The organism is Klebsiella sp. LY, assembly GCF_004010915.1.
In the GTDB taxonomy this organism is placed as follows: Bacteria; Pseudomonadota; Gammaproteobacteria; order Enterobacterales; family Enterobacteriaceae; genus Klebsiella; species Klebsiella quasipneumoniae.
In genome coordinates this window covers 4,767,461-4,787,313 of the sequence record NZ_CP022444.1, presented here as the reverse complement: position 1 = coordinate 4,787,313, position 19,853 = coordinate 4,767,461, and the positions used below count along the sequence as shown (strand labels likewise).

Sequence of the window (19,853 nt, the reverse complement as noted above, 5' to 3'; positions counted from 1 at the left end):
GTTGCCTCGCTCAGGGAGTCACGTCGCTTTTAAACCATTTCTCACTCAGTTTTTTTACCGTCCCATCGGCCAGCGCCGCCTGAATGGCGCTATCCAGTTTCGCTTTGAGATCGGTATCGGTAAGGCGCACACCCATCGCCTCACCGCCTCCCCAGATTGGGCCGCTCATCAGCGGACCGCTCAATGCCAGATTGCTATTCTCCGGACGCGACAGGGTGGTGTTGGCAAAGGTAATATCATCAAACACCGCATCGATGCGCTCAGCCTGCAGGTCGAGGATCGCATCCGCTGAGTTGTTATATTCCCGGACGTCAGCGATATCCTTGAAATACTTATCAATAAACGGGGTGTAGACGGTGCCGGAAGCGATGCCGATGGTTTTCCCTTTCAACGCCGCGCGCAGAGGCGCAATCGCCGCCTGAATCTCTTTCTCATCATCATGAAGTTTGACCGCCGGGGACGGCGGTAGCAGCGACCCTTTTACCGCAATGAAAGAGGCCGGCGTGGCAGCGTATGCCTGGGTAAACGCCACGACCTTCGAACGCTCTGGGGTGACGACGATAGCATCCATGATCACGTCATATTTTCCGGCGTTAAGTCCGGCAATCATGCCATCCCAGTTCTGCACCACCAGTTTGCATTCGATCTGCATTCGCTGGCATAAATTCGCCATTAGCTCGGGCTCGAAGCCGCTGAGTTTCCCTCCGGGAAGCGTCAAATTCCAGGGCTCATAGCCGCCTTCCGTAGCGATGGTGATCGATTTCCACTCTTTAGCGTATGTTGAGCCACCAGACAGCAGTAGCCCCGAAAACAGGGTGACCAGGCAGGCCTGGCGGAAAGTAATACGCTGTTGCATTTTCATTCTCCCGATCGCGTTTTGTCATGATGGCTCTGGTCACGGCGATAAGATAATTCGCAGATGACTGCTCATGTATATACAAGCATTGACAAACCCGCACACGCGCTCAATGATGGATTTGTGAGCCCTGTTGTAAATAATTTGTAAGCACATTGAGACAAGCGTGTAACAAATACTATCCACTCCAGATTTCCGCCGAGCAAACTATGATCACGTATTTTGATTACGCTACTTTACCCGTCACGCCGTGGAAGAACGGTGCCGGCGCCACGCGCGAAATTATCGCCGTTCCTTCCGTAGATGCCCCTTTTCTCTGGCGCGCGAGCATTGCCACCCTGCAGGCCGATGGCCCTTTCTCCCCCTTCCCCGGGGTCGACCGGACGATCGTCTTGCTGGCGGGGCGACCGCTACGGCTGCGCGGGGAGGAGATCGACCATCCGCTGGCGCTCTGGCAGCCGTGGGCATTCCCCGGCGAGTGCGTGCTGTCCAGCGTCGGGATCGTTGAGCCTGGACTGGACTTCAATGTCATGACCCAGCGGGGTCGAGCCTCAGCGAAGGTTGAAGTGGTGAGCGACCGGCAGCGAGCGGCCACCGAAGGCGTCGCTTATGTGCTGCAGGGGGAGTGGGATCTGGCCGGGCGGCGCTGCGCCGCCGGCAGCGGTCTCTGCTGGCGCGGCAACGCCCCGGGCGAGCTGCGGCCTCTCGGTGCCGATGGGCGCCTCCTGCTGGCAACGATTGCGCTCAAATAATCAGCTGAGAAAAGGGTATACTTGAGCCATCACGATCGGCTTTTGCCCCGCGCGGCGCGGGCCGGCTGAAAAATATCGTGACACAAGGGGTCGTCAGTGGGATATAATTCCTGGCTAAATTTGAGTTATTTTGAAATAACAATGTTAACGTTATGATTGTTAAAGTAAAAATAAGCAATAACGATAAGGATTAAAGCTATGGGTTTTCTTTCCGGTAAGCGCATTTTGATCACTGGCGTCGCCAGCAAACTGTCCATCGCCTACGGTATTGCGCAGGCAATGCACCGCGAAGGCGCGGAACTGGCATTCACCTATCAGAATGAAAAACTGAAAGGTCGCGTTGAAGAGTTTGCTGCCGCGCTGGGTTCTGACATTGTGCTGCCGTGCGACGTTGCTGAAGACGAGAGCATCACCGCGCTGTTCACCGAGCTGGAAAAAGTCTGGCCAAAATTCGATGGTTTCGTCCACTCTATCGGTTATGCCCCGGCTGACCAGTTAGACGGCGACTACGTCAACGCGGTCACCCGCGAAGGTTTCAAAATCGCGCACGACATCAGCGCCTACAGCTTCGTGGCGATGGCCAAAGCCTGCCGCACAATGCTGAACCCGGGCTCTGCTCTGCTGACGCTCTCCTACCTGGGCGCCGAGCGCGCGATCCCGAACTACAACGTCATGGGTCTGGCGAAAGCCTCTCTGGAAGCTAACGTGCGCTATATGGCGAACGCGATGGGTCCGGAAGGCGTTCGCGTCAACGCTATCTCCGCCGGTCCGATCCGTACCCTGGCCGCGTCCGGTATCAAAGATTTCCGTAAAATGCTGGCGCACTGCGAAGCGGTCACCCCGATCCGTCGCACCGTCACCATTGAAGACGTGGGTAACAGCGCAGCCTTCCTGTGCTCCAACCTGTCTGCGGGTATCTCCGGTGAAGTCGTTCACGTTGATGGCGGGTTCAGCATCGCCGCCATGAACGAGCTGGAACTGAAATAAGTTCCTTACCCTCCTCGCCCCGGTGAGGAGGGCTCTCCCTTCCCAGGCCTTGTGCCCCCCCTGTTATTCCAATCGGCTATTTGTTAGCACGTATCAATATTTTCTCCTGCTTCCGGGTTACGCCAGGATAGTTCTGCATAAACGATCCGCGGAACGGCGGTTCGCCACATACCGAACAAGGAAAGCCCATGGAGCCACGCCGCGTGAATGGCAAAAACCACTGGTATCACGAAACCCAGTCAACAATCTGCCCGGTGGATGTCCTGCCGCTCGTCCCTGAAGCCGCCCATGTTGAAGACCGCTTTTTGCTGGACCTGACGCTGCCGGACGCCTGGCTACACGCCCACGCAGGCTGGCTACGCCCCGCGCGCCAGCTGGCCGAGCGGCTGTTTCCCGACCAGGTGGCGGTGAGCCGCCTGCAAACCTTTACCGCCTACGATCGCCTGAGCACTGCGCTCACCGTCGCCCAGGTCTACGGCGTCCAGCGGCTGTGTAACCACTATGCCGCCCGCCTGGCGCCCCTGCCGGGGCCCGACTCTTCGCGCGAGAGCAACCGTCGTCTGGCGCAGATCACCCAATACGCTCGTCAGCTCGCCGGTTCACCCTCCGTCATTAACGCCCTTTCCCGCAGCCAGCTGGACGAAGTGGGCCTGACCAGTCGGGATATTATCCTGATCAACCAGATTATCGGTTTCGTCGGCTTCCAGGCGCGGGCGATTGCCGTGCTGCAGGCGGCCCAGGGCTTCCCGGTGCGCTGGATCCCCGGTATGCCGCAGCAAGAGGAGGCGCCCGCCGACCTGTTCGTCAACCCACCAGGAGAGTGGGTAACCGACATTGAGGATCCCGATCTGCAGTATGCCGATGACGAGCGCCAGCGGCGTATCGCCAGCTGGCAGTCACTGCCCGGCCTGGGCCCGCTGGCTCCGTTGCTGGCCTGCGACCCGCAGCTGATGGCGCCTCTGGAGACGCTGTTACGCCAGCTCAGCGGCAACGGTACCTTTGGCCCGCAGGTCGCCTTACTCACCGCGCGCACCAATGGCAGCGCCACCTGTTTTGACGCCTGGCTCTCCCACTGGCACGGTGAAGAAGCGTTCGGCAGCCATTTGCGCGAGGGCGATCAGGCTCTCCATCGCTGGCTTGGGCAGCATCCGCGGTCGCGCGCGCTCGTTACCGCGGTACAGTTGTTAACCCGCTCCCCGGACCGGTTTAGCGCCGCCCAGTTAACACCCCTCGGCGAATATGGACTCTCAGCGGAACAGGCGATCGATCTGTTAACCTGGAGCGGACTATGCGGCTGGATGAATCGTCTGAAAATCGCCCTCGGCTATGTGCGTCAGCAGACGTAAATTGCTGAAACAGCGCTTGCTGCGACAGGCATAATCGCGTAAAAATGTCAGCCGCTCTTTTAGCCACGAAAATACCTAATTATGTTTCAGGATAACCCGCTGCTAGCGCAGCTTAAACAGCAACTGCATTCCCAGACGCCGCGTGCGGAAGGGGTCGTTAAGGGCACGGAAAAGGGCTTTGGCTTCCTCGAAGTGGACGCTCAGAAGAGCTACTTCATTCCGCCGCCGCAGATGAAAAAAGTGATGCATGGAGACCGTATCGTTGCGGTGATCCATTCTGAAAAAGAACGCGAAAGCGCCGAACCGGAATCGCTGGTTGAGCCCTTCCTGACCCGTTTCGTCGGTAAAGTCCAGAAGAAAGACGATCGCCTCGCTATCGTTCCTGACCATCCGCTGCTGAAAGACGCCATTCCCTGCCGCGCCGCCCGTGGCGTTGAGCATGATTTCAAACAGGGTGACTGGGCCGTCGCAGAAATGCGCCGTCATCCATTAAAAGGCGACCGCGGATTTTACGCGGAGCTGACCCAGTTCATTACCTTCAGCGACGATCACTTCGTCCCGTGGTGGGTGACGCTGGCGCGCCATAATCTTGAGAAAGAGGCACCGGACGGCGTCGCCACCGAGATGCTTGACGAAGGGCTGACTCGCCGCGATTTGACCGCCCTCGACTTCGTCACCATTGACAGCGCCAGTACCGAAGATATGGACGATGCGCTGTATGTCGAATCTGGCGCCGACGGCAAACTGTTGCTGACGGTGGCGATCGCTGACCCGACCGCGTGGATTGCCGAAGGCAGCAAGCTGGATAACGCCGCAAAAGTACGCGCCTTTACCAACTATCTGCCGGGCTTCAACATCCCGATGCTGCCGCGCGAACTGTCAGACGACCTGTGTTCCCTGCGTGCCAATGAAGTGCGTCCGGTGTTGGCCTGCCGGATGACCCTGGCGGCCGATGGCACCATCGAAGACAATATCGAGTTCTTTGCCGCTACCATCGAATCAAAAGCCAAGCTGGCCTATGACGATGTCTCTGACTGGCTGGAAGGCCGCGGCAGCTGGCAGCCGGGCAGCGAGGCGATCGCGCAGCAAATTACGCTGCTGAAGGACGTGTGTCAGCGCCGCAGCGAATGGCGTCAGACCCACGCGCTGGTGTTTAAAGACCGCCCGGATTACCGTTTCGTCCTCGGCGAAAAAGGCGAAGTGCTGGACATCGTCGCGGAGCCGCGTCGTATTGCCAACCGTATTGTCGAAGAGTCGATGATCGCCGCCAACATCTGTGCCGCCCGCGTGCTGCGCGACAAGCTTGGCTTCGGCGTTTATAACGTCCACACCGGCTTCGACCCGGCGAATACCGAACAGCTGGCGGCCCTGCTGAAGACCCACGACGTACACGTTGATCCGACGGAAGTGCTCACCCTGGAAGGTTTCTGCAAGCTGCGCCGCGAACTGGACGCTCAGCCGACCGGTTTCCTCGACAGCCGCATACGTCGTTTCCAGTCGTTTGCTGAAATCAGCACCGAGCCGGGCCCCCACTTTGGTCTTGGTCTTGAGGCCTACGCCACCTGGACCTCGCCGATCCGTAAGTATGGCGACATGATCAACCACCGTCTGCTGAAGGCCATCATCAAAGGCGAAACCATTGCGCGCCCACAGGATGAAGCCACCGTGCAGATGGCGGAGCGCCGTCGTCTCAACCGCATGGCCGAACGCGATGTCGCCGACTGGCTGTATGCCCGTTTCCTCAACGATAAAGCCGGTACCGACACCCGCTTTGCGGCGGAGATCATCGACATCAGCCGCGGTGGAATGCGCGTACGTCTGGTGGACAATGGCGCGGTCGCCTTTATTCCGGCCCCGTTCCTCCACGCCGTGCGCGACGAACTGGTCTGCAGCCAGGAAAACGGCACCGTGCAGATCAAGGGAGAAGTGGTCTACAAAGTGACCGATGTTATCGATGTCACTATCGCTGAAGTCCGCATGGAAACGCGTAGCATCATTGCTCGTCCGGCAGCCTGACGTCTCTTCACAGCGGTTCCTTCGGGAACCGCTCCTTCTTTCCTCCCTGTCCCGTCATTTCCGTCGCAACGATTAAGGTTGTGCGTTTTTTTCGCTTCTCTTTTTCACCCATTTTTAGCATCATTGATTTCATTCGTTTTTGTTACCAGGATAATGCCATGTCAGATGTGAATGCCCACCTGCTCGCCCAACGTATCGATACCGTGCTGGATATTCTGGTTGCCGGTGATTACCACTCTGCGATCCATAATCTGGAAATCCTCAAAGCGGAACTGCTGGCGCTGGCGGCAGACGACGCCGAGCAAAACAAACCACCCAAAGCGCCCTGGGAAATCTGATTATCGCCCACATGCCGCAACCGGCGATGCTGACCGGTTGCTCGCCGTATAGCCCCCTAACAGTGATGTTGCTATGAACGCCCGACAACAAAGTATTTTGCAAGTGGTCATCGATAAAGGCCGCATGAGCGTCGCCGATCTGGCGAAGATGACCGGTGTCTCAGAGGTCACCATCCGTCAGGATCTAAACCTGCTGGAGAAGCAGAGCTATCTGCGCCGCACCCATGGCTACGCCGTCCCATTGGACAGTGAAGATGTCGAAACCCGCATGATGACCCATTTCGCCATTAAGCGTGAACTGGCCAGCCGCGCCGCGGCGCTGGTGAATGCCGGCGAAACGGTATTTATCGAAAACGGCAGCAGCAACGCCCTGCTGGCGCGCACCCTGGCTGAACGCGGCGATATCACCATCATCACCGTCAGCAGCTATATCGCCCATCTGCTGAAAGAGACGCCGGGAGAGGTGATCCTGCTGGGCGGGATTTACCAGAAACGCAGTGAAAGTATGGTTGGCCCACTGACCCGCCAGTTCATTCAACAGGTGCATTTCAGTAAGGCCTTCATCGGGATCGATGGCTGGCAGGCGGAAACCGGCTTTACCGGCCGCGATATGATGCGTGCGGACGTGGTTAACGCCGTTCTGGAGAAGCACTGCGAAGCGATTATCCTCAGCGACAGCTCAAAATTCAGCGCGGTGCACCCCTATCCGCTTGGCCCAGCCGGCCGCTTTAATCGCGTTATCACCGACGATCGTCTGCCGAACGACTGCCGTGAGCAGTTGTTGCGCAGCGGCCTGACCGTCGATATTGTGCCGTACATCTGATATTCCACCCGCCCCGTGCCCTGCCACCGCGCCGAACGGGGCGAAATTACGCTCTGAGAGTATTCCGAGCCGGTAATTAAGATTTTTTACCTGACGATAAATTTAAAAAAAAGTAGAATTATTATTAGCGATATAACAGGAAGTGACTATCACCTGCGTGATTTTCGTGATACCTGCGCACCCTAACTTCATGGAATTGCCCTAAAGCTGCTTTATCAGGCTATGCTTAAAGGAGCGCCGTAATCCATGAATAGATTATTCAGGAGAAAAAAATGATGACTTCAACGAGCAAAAAAATGGCTGCTGTTGTTCTGGCTGTCACTGTAGCAATGTCTCTGAGCGCTTGCTCTAACATGTCTAAACGCGATCGTAACACTGCAATCGGTGCAGGCGCCGGCGCCATCGGCGGTGCGGTGTTAACTGACGGTAGCGCACTCGGTACCCTGGGTGGCGCAGCAGTCGGTGGTATTATTGGTCACCAGGTCGGCAAATAATATAATTACCTGACGAAATAAAAGAATAATTCATACGAATTGACTTACGCACGTTAAATCATTCAAGGCCGCGGCATTCACCGCGGCCTTGTTATTTCACCTGGCCATTAATTAGGGTTGAAAAAACGATTAGCCGCCGGCTAACTTCACTTTCATCCCTTTCGCCTCTAGCAGCGCCTTAAGTAAATCCCGTTTGTCGCCCTGGATCTCAATCACACCCTCTTTCACCGCGCCGCCGCAGCCGCATTTCTTCTTCAGCTCTGCCGCCAGGGCAGTGAGTGCCGCATCGTCGGCATCAATCCCGCTAATCAGACAGACGCCCTTGCCCTTGCGGCCGCTGGTCTGGCGCTGGATCCGCACTATGCCGTCGCCTTTCGGGCGCACCGGCGCCGGTTTCGCCTCGTCGATACGCCCGGTTTCGGTGGAGTAGACCAGGCGGCTGTTGGAATCGCTCATTATGCCCCCTTGCGCAGAGAATCGTTGATCGCCCGCAGCGTCGCGGCAGGATCGGTCGACTGGGTAACCGGGCGGCCAATGACCATATAGTCCACCCCTGCCGCCTGAGCCTGCTCAGGCGTCATAATCCGCCGCTGATCGCCAGCGTCGCTGCCCTGCGGACGGATACCCGGGGTGACCAGCTTAAACGCCTGTCCCAGCTCATGCTTAAAGCGTACCGCCTCCTGAGCTGAACACACCACCCCGTCGAGGCCGCAGCGTTGGGTCAGCGCCGCCAGCTTCGCCGCGTAATCAGCCGGAGATAAGGTAATGCCCAGATCCTGCAGATCGCTGGACTCCATGCTGGTAAGGACGGTGACGGCGATGAGCAGCGGCGCGTCTTGACCAAAAGGCAGCAGCGCTTCGCGTGCCGCGGTCATCATCCGCGCACCGCCGGAGGCATGGACATTCACCATCCATACGCCAAGCTCGGCCGCCGCCGCCACCGCGCGGGCGGTGGTGTTGGGAATATCGTGAAACTTAAGGTCCAGGAACACCTCAAACCCACGCTGATGCAGATCGCTGACAAACTGCGGTCCCAGCAGAGTGAACATCTCTTTGCCCACCTTCAGGCGGCAGTCGCGCGGGTCGATGCGGTCGACAAATGCCAGCGCTTTATCGCGATTATCATAGTCAAGTGCAACCACAACGGGAGAGGAAGTGACAGCGCGGGAAGATGGGATAGCTGTTGACGTCATGACCAGACCTTAGTGTTGATGGGCGCCAGAGGGCGCAAAAAAGGTAAACGGGCAGCATTCTACCTGTGAAGCTAACAAAATAACAGGCTGCTGTTTTGCCCTGCGCGGACGACGGTGATGCCGGGGCTGCAGACGGCGACGGGAAAGAAATGATAAGTATGTTGTAACTAAAGCGTCGGTTTTTTTTGACCTTACTGGCCGTCGAGGCCGCGAATAGGTTTGATGGTCGCCCAGGAGCGGCAGGACGGACAATGCCAGTAGAGAGTATGAGCGGTAAAGCCGCATTTCTGGCAACGGTAGCGCGGTTTGCTGCGCACCTGCTCACCAACCATGTTTCGCAGCACCCCAAGGCTTTCTTTCGCCCGCCCTTCTTCCGCTTCGTTGAGATGGTAGTCCATCAGCTTATGGAAGACGCGCATGGTCGGGTGGCGTTCCAGCTGCCGGGTGACGTAGTTTTGCGCCGCTTCGACGCCTTCCCGCTGCTCAAGGATCTGCGCCAGCATCAGTTCGGCGGTCGCTCCGGCGTTCTCCTCCACGCAGCGGCGCAGGAAAACTTCCCATTCATCGGCTTTGCCGAGCTGCTGATAGCAGGTCTGCAGCATCTCCAGCGTCTCACCCACCAGCTCTTTATCCTGATCGATAACCCGCTCGAGGCTTTCCACCGCTTTGGCGTAGTCGCCCTTCTCCATCCACACCCGACCCATCATGATCGACACCCGGGCGCTGTTGCGGTCCGCGGCGGCGCCTTTCTTCAACAGCGCCATCGCCTTATCCAGATCGTTGGCCGCCATCTGCTGCAGGGCCAGTTCGCACCAGAAGTTGGCGATTTCGCCACGATGCTTCTCTTTGCCCAGCTTCACCAGCCGCTCAGCCACCTCGATAGCCGACTGCCAGTCGCTGGTCGCCTGGTAGATCTGCAGCAGTTGCTGCAGCGCGCCGAGGCGAAAATCAGTCTCATCCACCAGCTGTTTGAACATGTCTTCCGCACGGTCATACAGCCCGGCGGCCATATAGTCGCGCCCCAGCTGCTGGACGGCCAACAGGCGCTGATCGTAGGTTAACGATGCGCTTTCCATCAGACTCTGGTGGATACGGATCGCGCGGTCGACCTCACCGCGCGAGCGGAACAGGTTGCCGAGCGTCAGGTGGGCCTCAACGGTACCGGTATCCTCTTTCAGCATATCAAGGAACAGATCGACGGCTTTATCCTGCTGGTTGCTAAGCAGGAAGTTCACCCCCGCCACGTAATCCCGTGACAGGCGGCTCGCGTCGTCCTGTTTGGACTGTTGTGCACTTCTGCGCCCCATGTACCAGCCGTAGGCGGCGGCAACAGGTAAAAGCAGAAACAACAACTCCAGCATAAGAGGTTATTCCTTCACCGCAGGCACGCCTGCGTCGACAGCCGCCGGGCTGACAGGGGCAATCTGGTGCTCAAGGCGCTTAATTTTCCGCTCCGCGCGCGCCAGCGAGACGCGCACCCGCAGCCAGAACAGGCCGCAGATCAGCCAGCCGATGGCAAAGCCTGCGGCAAACAGCACCGCCAGTAGCGTCGAAATGCGGAATTCACCCTGAGCGAGCAAATAGTTGAAAGTGACCTGTTGGTCATTCTGCGCCCCCAGCGTCACTGAAATGACGAAGATTGCTAACACCAGTAAGAAAATGAGTAAATATTTCACATGACTTCCCGTTCTGTGGGTTGCGCGAAAAAAGCCCGCTTTCAGCCCTATAAAGTATCATTTTCGCCGCAGCGGTGGAATGAAAAAGCACGGCAACTCTACAGGATATGCGGTCGGATGCCGCTAAAATCAACATTATTCCGCTTCAGGCATCCGTTTTTTAATATCCTGCGCCTCTTCCCCCGGCGGCGAGAGCGGCCCGCAAAGACGCTGCGTCAGCCAGCAGGCCACCGTGACCAGCACCCAGGAAATCAGCGTGGCGACAATAAGATCCAGCGGCCAGTGCATGCCGAGCGCCAGGCGACTGCCCATCACTGCCGTCGCCCACGCCAGCAGCACCGCGATCGTGCCCCAGCGCCGACGCGGCCACAACAGCCCGGCAGCGAGCAGCGCCCAGCTGGCGGCGAACATCGTATGGCCTGACGGGAATGCAAACCCGGTCTCTTTCTGCCAGTGTTTGCGTAAAAACGGCGGGATGTCCTGCGCCTGCGCCAGCTGCTCATGCACCAGTTTAGCGCGTTCTTTGCGCTTTAACGTGTAGAATTGCGTCACCGGCACCTGCCTTGTGTTTTCCAGCCAGATGACAAACGGTCTCGGCTCCTGGACCCGCGCCTTGACCCAGGATTTGGCCCCCTGTCCCACCAGGATGGCGGCGGCAAGAATGAGGAACAGGATCAGCGCCGCGCGCAGGCGAAAGCGTAGGCACCAGAGAAACCAGGCGCACAGCACAACATGGGTGATGATTCCCCACGGCTGGGTCACCGTTTCCGTCACCCACCAGAGGCTTTTCAGCCATGCCACCGGTAGTCCTGGCTGCCACAGCCAACCAGACAGCCAGACCGTGAGGGGCATGACCAGCAGCAGCGCCGCCGCAAGAGCGGTTCGTCGGGCAATCAACAGCATTTTCTCTCCTTCTCCTTGTAGATGAACATCATAGCGGAAAGTAGATCGTTTGTGCGCTTTCCGCGCGGCTAACCGTTCGCGATTAGGAGAACGTCCCGGCGTTGTGGCAAAATAGCGGTAAACAGAAAGCACATTCAGGTGCTGACAGAATCTGGAGAATCACATGCAGCTTAAACGTGTGGCAGAAGCCAAACTGCCAACCCCCTGGGGCGATTTCCTGATGGTGGGTTTTGAAGAACTGGCAACCGGACAGGATCATGTCGCGCTGGTGTACGGCGATATCTCAGGGCAGGCGCCGGTGCTCGCCCGCGTTCATTCAGAGTGTCTGACGGGCGATGCCCTGTTTAGCCTGCGCTGTGATTGCGGCTTTCAGCTGGAGGCGGCCCTGTCGCATATCGCCGAAGAAGGCCGGGGGATCCTGCTCTATCATCGTCAGGAAGGTCGCAACATTGGTTTATTGAATAAGATCCGCGCCTACGCGCTGCAGGATCAGGGGTATGACACTGTCGAAGCGAACCATCAGCTTGGCTTCGCCGCCGATGAACGCGACTTCACCCTGTGCGCCGATATGTTCAAACTGCTCAACGTAGAGCAGGTGCGACTGTTAACCAATAACCCGAAAAAAGTGGAAATCCTCAGCGAAGCCGGGATTAACATTGTGGAGCGCGTGCCGCTGATCGTCGGACGCAACCCGAAAAACGCCCATTATCTCGACACTAAAGCCGCCAAGATGGGCCACCTGCTCAACAGCAAGCCGGCGGAATAATACCGGCGACAGAGTAAAGAGAGGGCCAGCGATGCTGGCCCTTCGTTTTACAGCATATTGCGGATGACGTAGTGCAAGATGCCGTCGTTGCGGTAGTAGGTGAGCTCGGTCGCCGTGTCGATACGGCACCGGCAGGCGATCACCTCCTGCGAGCCGTCAGCGCGGGTGAGGGTCACCGGCACCGTGGCGCCAGGCTGTAGCGACTGCAGATTACTGACATCAATCCGCTCTTCACCGGTCAACTGTAGCGTTTTACGGGTGACGCCCTGCGGGAACTCCAGCGGCAGAATACCCATCCCGATCAGGTTGGAGCGGTGAATACGTTCGAAGGACTCGGCGATCACTACCCGGATCCCCAGCAGGCGCGGCCCCTTCGCCGCCCAGTCGCGGCTGGAACCCGAGCCATACTCCTTACCGGCAATCACCGCCAGCGGTATCCCCTCGGCTTTATATAGCATCGCCGCATCGTATATCGCCACCGGTTCGCGGTCCGGCAGATGGCGGGTCATCCCCCCTTCCACCCCCGGCACCATTTCGTTGCGGATGCGGATATTGGCGAAGGTGCCGCGCATCATCACCTCATGGTTACCGCGACGGGAGCCGTAGGAGTTAAAGTCGCGCCGGGCAACCCCATGCTCCTGCAGATAGCGGCCTGCCGGACTATCGGCTTTGATGCTTCCTGCCGGCGAAATGTGGTCAGTGGTCACTGAATCGCCCAGCATGGCGAGGATCCGCGCGCCGTGAATATCCTCCACCGGCAGCGGCTCGACGCCCATCTCGTCAAAGAACGGCGACAGGCGAATGTAGGTCGAATCTTCCTGCCAGTCGTAGGTATCTGACGCCTCCACCTTGATCGCCTTCCACTCCTCAGTGCCGGAAAACACTTCCGCGTACTCTTTGCGGAACATCTCCGTGGAGACCTGTTCCACCGCCCGGGCAATCTCCTCCCCGCTCGGCCAGATATCTTTCAGATAGACCGGCTCACCGTCGCTGCCCTGCCCCAGCGGCTCGCGGGTGAGATCGATGTTCATGTTCCCCGCCAGCGCGTAAGCGACCACCAGCGGCGGCGAGGCCAGCCAGTTGGTTTTCACCAGCGGGTGGATACGCCCTTCGAAGTTACGGTTGCCGGAGAGCACCGCCCCGACGGTGAGGTCGCCTTTTTTGATTGCTTCTTCAATCGGTTCCGGCAGCGGACCGGAGTTACCGATACAGGTGGTACAACCATACCCCACCAGATTGAAGCCGAGCTGGTCGAGGTAAGGCGTCAGGCCAGCATGGGCCAGATAATCTGACACCACTTTCGAGCCAGGGGCCAGGGAAGCTTTCACCCACGGCTGCGGCTGCAGGCCGCGTTCGACGGCTTTTTTCGCCAGCAGGCCGGCGGCCATCAGTACGCTGGGGTTGGAGGTATTGGTACAGGAAGTGATCGCCGCAATGGCCACCGCGCCATCCGGCAGCGAATAGTGATGCCCGTTCAGCGTATACGCCACCGGCTTGCGCTGACGCTGAAGGTGGTTAACCTCCAGTTCGCCGCTGGCGGCAAAGGCTTTCGGCACATCGCCGAGCGCCACGCGATCCTGCGGCCGCTTCGGCCCGGCGAGGCTCGCTTCAACGCTGCCCATATCCAGCGCCAGGGTACTGGTAAAGACCGGCTCATCGCCCGGCTGGCGCCACATGCCCTGCGCTTTGGCATAGGCTTCCACCAGCGCTACCTGTTCTTCGCTACGTCCGCTGAGACGCATATAGCTGAGCGTCACGTCATCGATCGGGAAGAAACCGCAGGTGGCGCCATACTCTGGCGCCATATTGGCGATGGTGGCGCGATCGGCCAGGGGCAAAGTATCCAGACCGTCACCGTAGAACTCGACAAATTTTCCGACCACGCCGTGCTGGCGCAGCATCTGGGTGACCGTCAGCACCAGGTCAGTAGCGGTAATACCTTCGCGCAATTTGCCGCTGAGCTTAAAGCCGACCACGTCCGGGATCAGCATCGACACCGGCTGGCCGAGCATGGCGGCTTCCGCTTCAATCCCGCCCACGCCCCAGCCCAGCACGCCGAGCCCGTTAATCATGGTGGTATGGGAGTCGGTGCCCACCAGGGTATCCGGCCACGCCATCCACTTTCCGTTCACCTCTTCGCTCCACACCGCCCGTCCGAGATATTCCAGGTTGACCTGGTGGCAAATCCCGGTGCCCGGCGGCACCACGCTGAATCGGCTGAAGGCCTGCTGCCCCCAACGCAAAAATGCGTAGCGTTCGTGGTTCCGCTCCATTTCCAGGCGGACGTTATCTTCGAAGGCCTCGTCGTCGCCGAAGCGGTCGACGGTCACCGAGTGGTCGATCACCAGGTCGACCGGCGAAAGCGGGTTCACCTTCGCGGTATCGCCGCCCAGGCGTTTCACCGCCTCGCGCATGGCGGCCAGATCCACTACCGCCGGCACGCCGGTAAAGTCCTGCATCAGGACGCGAGCCGGACGGTAGGCGATCTCCCGGTCGGCATGGGCCTTTTTCAGCCAACCGGCAAGGGCACGAATATCTTCTTCAGTTACCGAGTCACCGTCCTGCCAGCGCAACAGGTTCTCCATCAGCACCTTCAGCGACTTGGGCAGTCGACTGATATCGCCCAGCTGCTTCTCCGCCAGCGGCAGACTGTAGTAATGCCAGGTTTTCTCATTGACCTGCAGCGTGTCCTTACTGGCTTCTCGTAGGGTTGACGACATAGCTCCTCCTTTATCTCAGGGATGGCATACCCCGATTCTCCTCAGGGTCTCCATTAAAGATAACACATGCTGGGCATAACACTTTGATAACAACCCAAATTGCTAAATGCGATAGGACGGAGAGGGATAAAAAGGCAATTATCAGAGCGCAGAGGAAATAGCACCAAAATAGTGCAGAGGAGTCGTTTAAGCGATATTGTATTAGTACACGAGGACAAAAAAAGAGCTAATCATTGCCTGTTGGCTGATTAGCTCTTGTGATTGATTTCAGGTTGGATGAATCCCACGGCAAAATATATTCTCCCTGTATTGCCGGTCACTGATTTTATATTACAGTTTCCTTTCACTGTCATAAAAATGACATGTATCTACAACGATGACCTACAGCTTTAGCTGACAATCCAGATGTTGCAGATGGTGAGCGCGATGATACTCCAGAACATCGCCAGCCCTACCAACACTACGCCCCATACGCGACTACGCAGAACGGGATCGATTTCGGTTTTGTCATTTTCGTATGACATCGCCAGTTTCATGTAATCGAGATTACTTATCATATTGTCACCACCAATTGCTCAAATCATCAGGTACAGATAAATCTTAATTATGGATAAAAGATTAATCCAGCTAAATTAGGTCTGATGGAATATATTTAACCGGTTATTTGATCGCGGTGGGCATAATGACAAACGTGTTGCGAGAAATTATTAATTTTGTGATTGGTTCGAGGTTTAAGTTGTTAAATAAAGACCATGCTAGTTAATGGCACTCCCCACAGGGAATGCCATTATTTTTTACAGGGTTATTTTTCCGGTAGTTTTATATCTTTGAACATCGCTTCAATATCTTCATTCGACCGCAAGGCCACCGCGGTATCCACCACATCCCGGGTCAAATGGGGTGCAAAACGTTGAATAAAATCATACATGTAGCTTCGTAAGAAAGTGCTACGGCGGAAGCCTATTTTAGTGGTGCTGTGGCTGAAGATACCGTTCGCATCCAGCTTCACCAGGTCCGGATCGGAGACCGGATCCACCGCCATACTGGCAATCACCCCTACCCCGAGTCCCAGGCGAACATAGGTTTTGATGACATCGGCATCGGTGGCGGTAAAGACAATGCGCGGCGTCAGGCCCGCACGGTTAAACGCGGTATCCAGTTCCGAACGGCCGGTGAAGCCAAAGGTATAGGTTACCAGCGGATACTGCGCCAGCTCTTCTATTGACACCGAGCCCCTGGAGGCCAGAGGATGCTCCGGCGTCACCACGATCGACCGGTTCCAGTGATAGCATGGCAGCATCACCAAATCGTCATACAGATGCAGCGCTTCAGTAGCAATAGCGAAGTCGGCGTTGCCTTTCGACACGGCTTCAGCGATCTGGGTTGGCGAACCCTGATGCATATGCAGCGACACCCGCGGATAGCGTTCAATAAAGCCCTTGATCACCCCCGGCAAGGCATAGCGCGCCTGGGTATGGGTGGTCGCCACATACAGCGACCCCTTGTCCGGCCAGGTATGCTCCCCGGCGACAGATTTGATGGCATCGACTTTTGACAACACCTCGCGGGCAATACGGATGATCTCCTGCCCGGCAGGGGTCACCTGAGTCAAATGCTTGCCGCTGCGGGCAAAGATCTGGATGCCGAGCTCATCTTCCAGCATACGCACCTGCTTACTGATGCCTGGCTGGGAGGTATAAAGCCCTTCGGCGGTGGATGAAACATTCAGGTTATGGTTAACCACCTCAACGATGTAGCGAAGCTGTTGTAGTTTCATGCTGATATCCGTTTGCGCGTAAAATGAAGCCGCTTAATACACTTTACGTTCAGGCAACTTGTCGCCTGTGAAGGCCAGGCCTCCCGGCAGTTGGCCATAGTGGCGCCGCAACGCATCCTGAAAGCGATGATGTATAAGACGTTTTAATAATAAAAAAGGCATTAACTATAACCACTATATCATTTATACCAACAGTGTATAGCCGGTAACGAAAAATAATATAGGTGGTTATAAGGGGGCGGAAAGCGCGGAGAGAAAGGAAAACGACACGGCAGAGGCATCCATGGCCCCTGCCGGCCGCCAGAGCAGGAAAAGCGCCCTTTTCCTGCCTGATAATGGTCAGTTACTTTTTAGCTTCCGTCCATTTGCCGTCGATAAAGAAGGCTGACCAGCCGGTCGCTTTGCCCTCTTTTTCGGACGCCACATACTGCTGCTTCGTTTTACGGCTAAAGCGCACCAGCGTTTTATTGCCTTCCGGATCCTGCTGCGGCGCATCGGCGAGATAACGCAGTTTTTCCGGCAGACGGTCGCGGAAGCGGTACAGCTCTTCCACCAGCGGCGCACGCGTTTCCCGTGATTTCGGGAAGGTGTTTGCCGCCAGGAAGACGCCCGCGGCCCCGTCACGCAGCACGAAATAGGCGTCAGACTTCTCGCACGGCAGCTCCGGGAGCGGCACCGGATCTTCCTTCGGCGGCGCCACTTCGCCATTGCGCAGGATCTTACGCGTATTCTTACACTCGTCGTTGGTACAAGCCATGTACTTCCCAAAACGCCCCATCTTCAGGTGCATCTCGGAGCCGCACTTCTCGCACTCCACTACCGGACCGTCATAGCCCTTGATGCGGAACTCGCCCTCTTCAATCTCATAGCCATCGCAGGTCGGGTTGTTACCGCAGACGTGCAGTTTACGCTTGGGATCGATAAGGTAGCTGTCCATCGCCGTACCGCACTTCTGGCAGCGGCGTTTGGCGCGCAGCGCGTTAGTTTCGGCGTCATCGCCTTCCAGCACGTTGAGGACTTCGTTTTCCGGCACCAGGTTAATGGTGGTTTTGCAGCGCTCTTTCGGCGACAGGGCATAGCCCGAACAGCCGAGGAACACGCCGGTGCTGGCGGTACGGATGCCCATTTTACGGCCACAGGTCGGACAGTCGATACTGGTGAGCACCATCGGGTTCGGCTGCATGCCGCCCTCTTCCGGATCTTTCTCCGCCGTCTCCAGCTGGGCGGTAAAATCGCCAAAGAAGTGGTTCAGCACCTCTTTCCACTCGGCCTGGTGGTTAGCCACCTGATCGAGACGATCTTCCATCTGCGCGGTGAAGTCGTAGTTCATTAAATCGCGGAAGTTCTCTTCCAGTCGGTCGGTGACGATCTCGCCCATTTTCTCCGCGTAGAAACGACGGTTTTCCACTCGCACGTAACCACGATCCTGAATGGTGGAGATAATCGAGGCATAGGTGGACGGACGACCGATACCGCGTTTTTCCAGCTCTTTAACCAGCGAGGCTTCGCTGAAGCGAGCCGGCGGTTTGGTAAAGTGCTGGGCAGGCGTCAGCTCGACCAGGCTCAGCTGGTCGCCCTGTTTGACCAGCGGCAGAGTCCGGTCCTCATCGCCCTTGCGCAGGGCCGGCATCACTTTGGTCCAGCCGTCAAAGCGTAAGGTACGACCGCGCGCTTTCAGTTTGAAATCGCCCGCCGCCACGGTCAGCGTCGTGGAGTCGTACTGCGCCGGCGTCATCTGACAGGCGACAAACTGGCGCCAGATCAGCTGATACAGCTTCTGCGCATCCGCTTCCATATCTTTCAGCGTTTCCGCCAGCACGTTCACATCAGACGGACGAATCGCTTCGTGTGCTTCTTGTGAGTTTTCTTTGCTGGCGTACTGATTCGCGCTTTCCGGCAGATATTTTTTACCAAACTTGTCGCTGATGTAGCCGCGAACCATGTTCAGCGCATCCTGACTCAGATTGGTGGAGTCGGTACGCATATAGGTGATGTGCCCCGCCTCATAGAGGCGCTGAGCCATCATCATGGTCTTTTTCACGCCGAAGCCGAGACGGGTGCTGGCCGCCTGCTGCAGGGTGGAGGTGATGAACGGCGCGCCCGGCTTGCTGCTGGTCGGCTTGTCTTCCCGCTCCAGTACGCTGTAGCTGGCTTTTTCCAGTAGCGATACCGCCGCCATGGTCTCATCGCGGCTGACCGGACGGAACGGCTTATCGTCCTTATGGGTCACCTGCAGCGGCAGCGCGTCGCCGCCCGGCGTGGTGGTGCTGGCATCAACTTCCCAGTACTCTTCCGGGACGAATGCTTTGATTTCACGCTCACGCTCCACCACCAGGCGGACCGCGACGGACTGTACGCGCCCGGCAGAAAGACCACGGGCGATTTTTTTCCACAGCAGCGGCGAAACCATATAACCCACCACGCGGTCCATAAAGCGACGCGCCTGCTGGGCGTTAACCCGATCGATATTCAGTTCGCCCGGCTTTTCGAAAGCCTGACGAATGGCGTTTTTGGTGATCTCATTGAACACCACGCGGCTGTAACGCTGTTCATCGCCGCCGATAACTTCCCGCAGGTGCCAGGCAATGGCTTCCCCTTCGCGGTCAAGGTCGGTTGCGAGATAGATGTGGTCAGCTTTTTCCGCCAACTGTTTGAGTTCTGAAACTACCTTTTCTTTACCCGGAAGTACTTCATAGTGCGCATTCCAGTCATGCCATGGGTCCACGCCCATGCGGTTAACCAGAGCACCACGTTCGTCCTTTTTAGGCTTTTTAGCCCCTTTGGTGGCGGTAGAGTCGGTGCTCTTTTTGGAAGCTGATCCACTGGTCGGCAAATCGCGGATATGACCGACGCTGGATTTCACCACGTAGTCATTACCCAGATACTTATTGATCGTTTTGGCTTTTGCCGGGGACTCAACGATAACGAGAGCTTTACCCATATTCACCTTTACCTAATTTGATTCATCCAGGAATACATCGCACATTCATACACCCTCCACTGGCGACTGCCTCATATGTTGCGGCACCGTCGGTGAATATCAACCCAGAACACCTGTTTCATCTCCGTAAAACCAGGCGCTTGAGTTTACTGACCTTTTTTCGTCAGGTGACATAGCACGAAGAATTTTTGGCCGAATGTCAAGCAAATCTGTTGCCAGATCGCCGAAAGCGTCACACTGTACCTGATAAAATCCGTTACGCAAC

18 protein-coding genes are annotated in these 19,853 nt (G+C 57.2%); 8 read left to right on the top strand and 10 right to left on the bottom strand.

Translation table 11 applies throughout. The features are described 5' to 3' along the window. Nucleotides 1-10 precede the first annotated feature (10 nt). Complete coding sequence (locus CE636_RS26525) at nt 11-856, bottom strand: transporter substrate-binding domain-containing protein (protein WP_004203890.1); 846 nt, start codon at nt 854-856, stop codon at nt 11-13. 209 nt (nt 857-1,065) lie between these two features. On the opposite strand from CE636_RS26525, the gene CE636_RS26520 reads away from it, so the two are divergent. The 7 genes from CE636_RS26520 (at nt 1,066) to osmB (ending at nt 7,612) form a co-directional block, all read left to right on the top strand. Beyond that, nucleotides 1,066-1,608: a HutD family protein gene (locus CE636_RS26520; protein ID WP_004203889.1), complete on the top strand. Its 543-nt coding sequence runs from the start codon at nt 1,066-1,068 to the stop codon at nt 1,606-1,608. A 198-nt stretch (nt 1,609-1,806) separates the two neighbouring features. Then, nucleotides 1,807-2,595 carry an enoyl-ACP reductase FabI gene (fabI, locus tag CE636_RS26515; RefSeq protein ID WP_004203888.1) on the top strand — a complete coding sequence of 263 codons (789 nt, stop codon included), beginning with the start codon at nt 1,807-1,809 and terminating at the stop codon, nt 2,593-2,595. Nucleotides 2,596-2,783: 188 nt separating this feature from the next. Continuing rightward, entirely contained in the window at nt 2,784-3,941 is a 1,158-nt protein-coding gene (locus CE636_RS26510; protein ID WP_004203887.1) for a CMD domain-containing protein, read from the top strand. Between the two features lie 81 nt (nt 3,942-4,022). Further along, the gene (locus CE636_RS26505) at nt 4,023-5,957 is read left to right on the top strand and encodes an exoribonuclease II (RefSeq protein WP_004203886.1); all 1,935 of its coding nucleotides are present in this window, start codon (nt 4,023-4,025) and stop codon (nt 5,955-5,957) included. A gap of 158 nt (nt 5,958-6,115) precedes the next feature. Next, the gene (locus tag CE636_RS26500) at nt 6,116-6,295 is read left to right on the top strand and encodes a hypothetical protein (RefSeq protein ID WP_004203883.1); all 180 of its coding nucleotides are present in this window, start codon (nt 6,116-6,118) and stop codon (nt 6,293-6,295) included. Between the two features lie 73 nt (nt 6,296-6,368). Continuing rightward, complete coding sequence (locus CE636_RS26495; RefSeq protein ID WP_004203882.1) at nt 6,369-7,118, top strand: DNA-binding transcriptional regulator YciT; 750 nt, start codon at nt 6,369-6,371, stop codon at nt 7,116-7,118. Nucleotides 7,119-7,393: 275 nt separating this feature from the next. Further along, entirely contained in the window at nt 7,394-7,612 is a 219-nt protein-coding gene (gene osmB, locus CE636_RS26490; protein WP_002901783.1) for an osmotically-inducible lipoprotein OsmB, read from the top strand. A gap of 129 nt (nt 7,613-7,741) precedes the next feature. Here osmB and yciH read toward each other — a convergent pair whose 3' ends face one another. From yciH to pgpB, 5 genes are all read right to left on the bottom strand, one after another. Beyond that, nucleotides 7,742-8,068 carry a stress response translation initiation inhibitor YciH gene (gene yciH, locus CE636_RS26485; RefSeq protein ID WP_004203881.1) on the bottom strand — a complete coding sequence of 109 codons (327 nt, stop codon included), beginning with the start codon at nt 8,066-8,068 and terminating at the stop codon, nt 7,742-7,744. Further along, a complete protein-coding gene (gene pyrF / locus CE636_RS26480) occupies nt 8,068-8,805 on the bottom strand; it encodes an orotidine-5'-phosphate decarboxylase (RefSeq protein WP_017898680.1) in 738 nt (245 codons plus the stop codon). Before pyrF ends, yciH begins: the two co-directional genes overlap by 1 nt. Nucleotides 8,806-8,996: 191 nt before the next feature. After that, nucleotides 8,997-10,166, bottom strand: a complete 1,170-nt coding sequence (lapB, locus tag CE636_RS26475) for a lipopolysaccharide assembly protein LapB (protein ID WP_004203879.1) — start codon at nt 10,164-10,166, stop codon at nt 8,997-8,999. A 6-nt stretch (nt 10,167-10,172) separates the two neighbouring features. After that, complete coding sequence (locus CE636_RS26470) at nt 10,173-10,481, bottom strand: LapA family protein (RefSeq protein WP_002901780.1); 309 nt, start codon at nt 10,479-10,481, stop codon at nt 10,173-10,175. A 135-nt stretch (nt 10,482-10,616) separates the two neighbouring features. Next, a complete protein-coding gene (pgpB, locus tag CE636_RS26465) occupies nt 10,617-11,384 on the bottom strand; it encodes a phosphatidylglycerophosphatase B (protein ID WP_017898679.1) in 768 nt (255 codons plus the stop codon). 163 nt (nt 11,385-11,547) lie between these two features. Here pgpB and ribA point away from each other — a divergent pair, with 163 nt between their 5' ends. Beyond that, entirely contained in the window at nt 11,548-12,150 is a 603-nt protein-coding gene (gene ribA / locus CE636_RS26460) for a GTP cyclohydrolase II (RefSeq protein WP_004203877.1), read from the top strand. A 47-nt stretch (nt 12,151-12,197) separates the two neighbouring features. Here ribA and acnA read toward each other — a convergent pair whose 3' ends face one another. From acnA to topA, 4 genes are all read right to left on the bottom strand, one after another. Further along, nucleotides 12,198-14,870, bottom strand: coding sequence for an aconitate hydratase AcnA (gene acnA / locus CE636_RS26455; RefSeq protein WP_017898678.1), 2,673 nt, complete (start codon nt 14,868-14,870; stop codon nt 12,198-12,200). A 389-nt stretch (nt 14,871-15,259) separates the two neighbouring features. Continuing rightward, nucleotides 15,260-15,427 carry a YmiA family putative membrane protein gene (locus CE636_RS26450; RefSeq protein ID WP_017898677.1) on the bottom strand — a complete coding sequence of 56 codons (168 nt, stop codon included), beginning with the start codon at nt 15,425-15,427 and terminating at the stop codon, nt 15,260-15,262. Nucleotides 15,428-15,672: 245 nt separating this feature from the next. Further along, nucleotides 15,673-16,647 (bottom strand): HTH-type transcriptional regulator CysB, encoded by a 975-nt coding sequence (gene cysB, locus CE636_RS26445; RefSeq protein ID WP_004203875.1) that lies wholly within the window; start codon nt 16,645-16,647, stop codon nt 15,673-15,675. 343 nt (nt 16,648-16,990) lie between these two features. Then, on the bottom strand, nt 16,991-19,588 hold the full coding sequence (gene topA / locus CE636_RS26440) for a type I DNA topoisomerase (protein ID WP_004203874.1): 2,598 nt from the start codon (nt 19,586-19,588) through the stop codon (nt 16,991-16,993). Between the last annotated feature and the right edge of the window lie 265 nt (nt 19,589-19,853).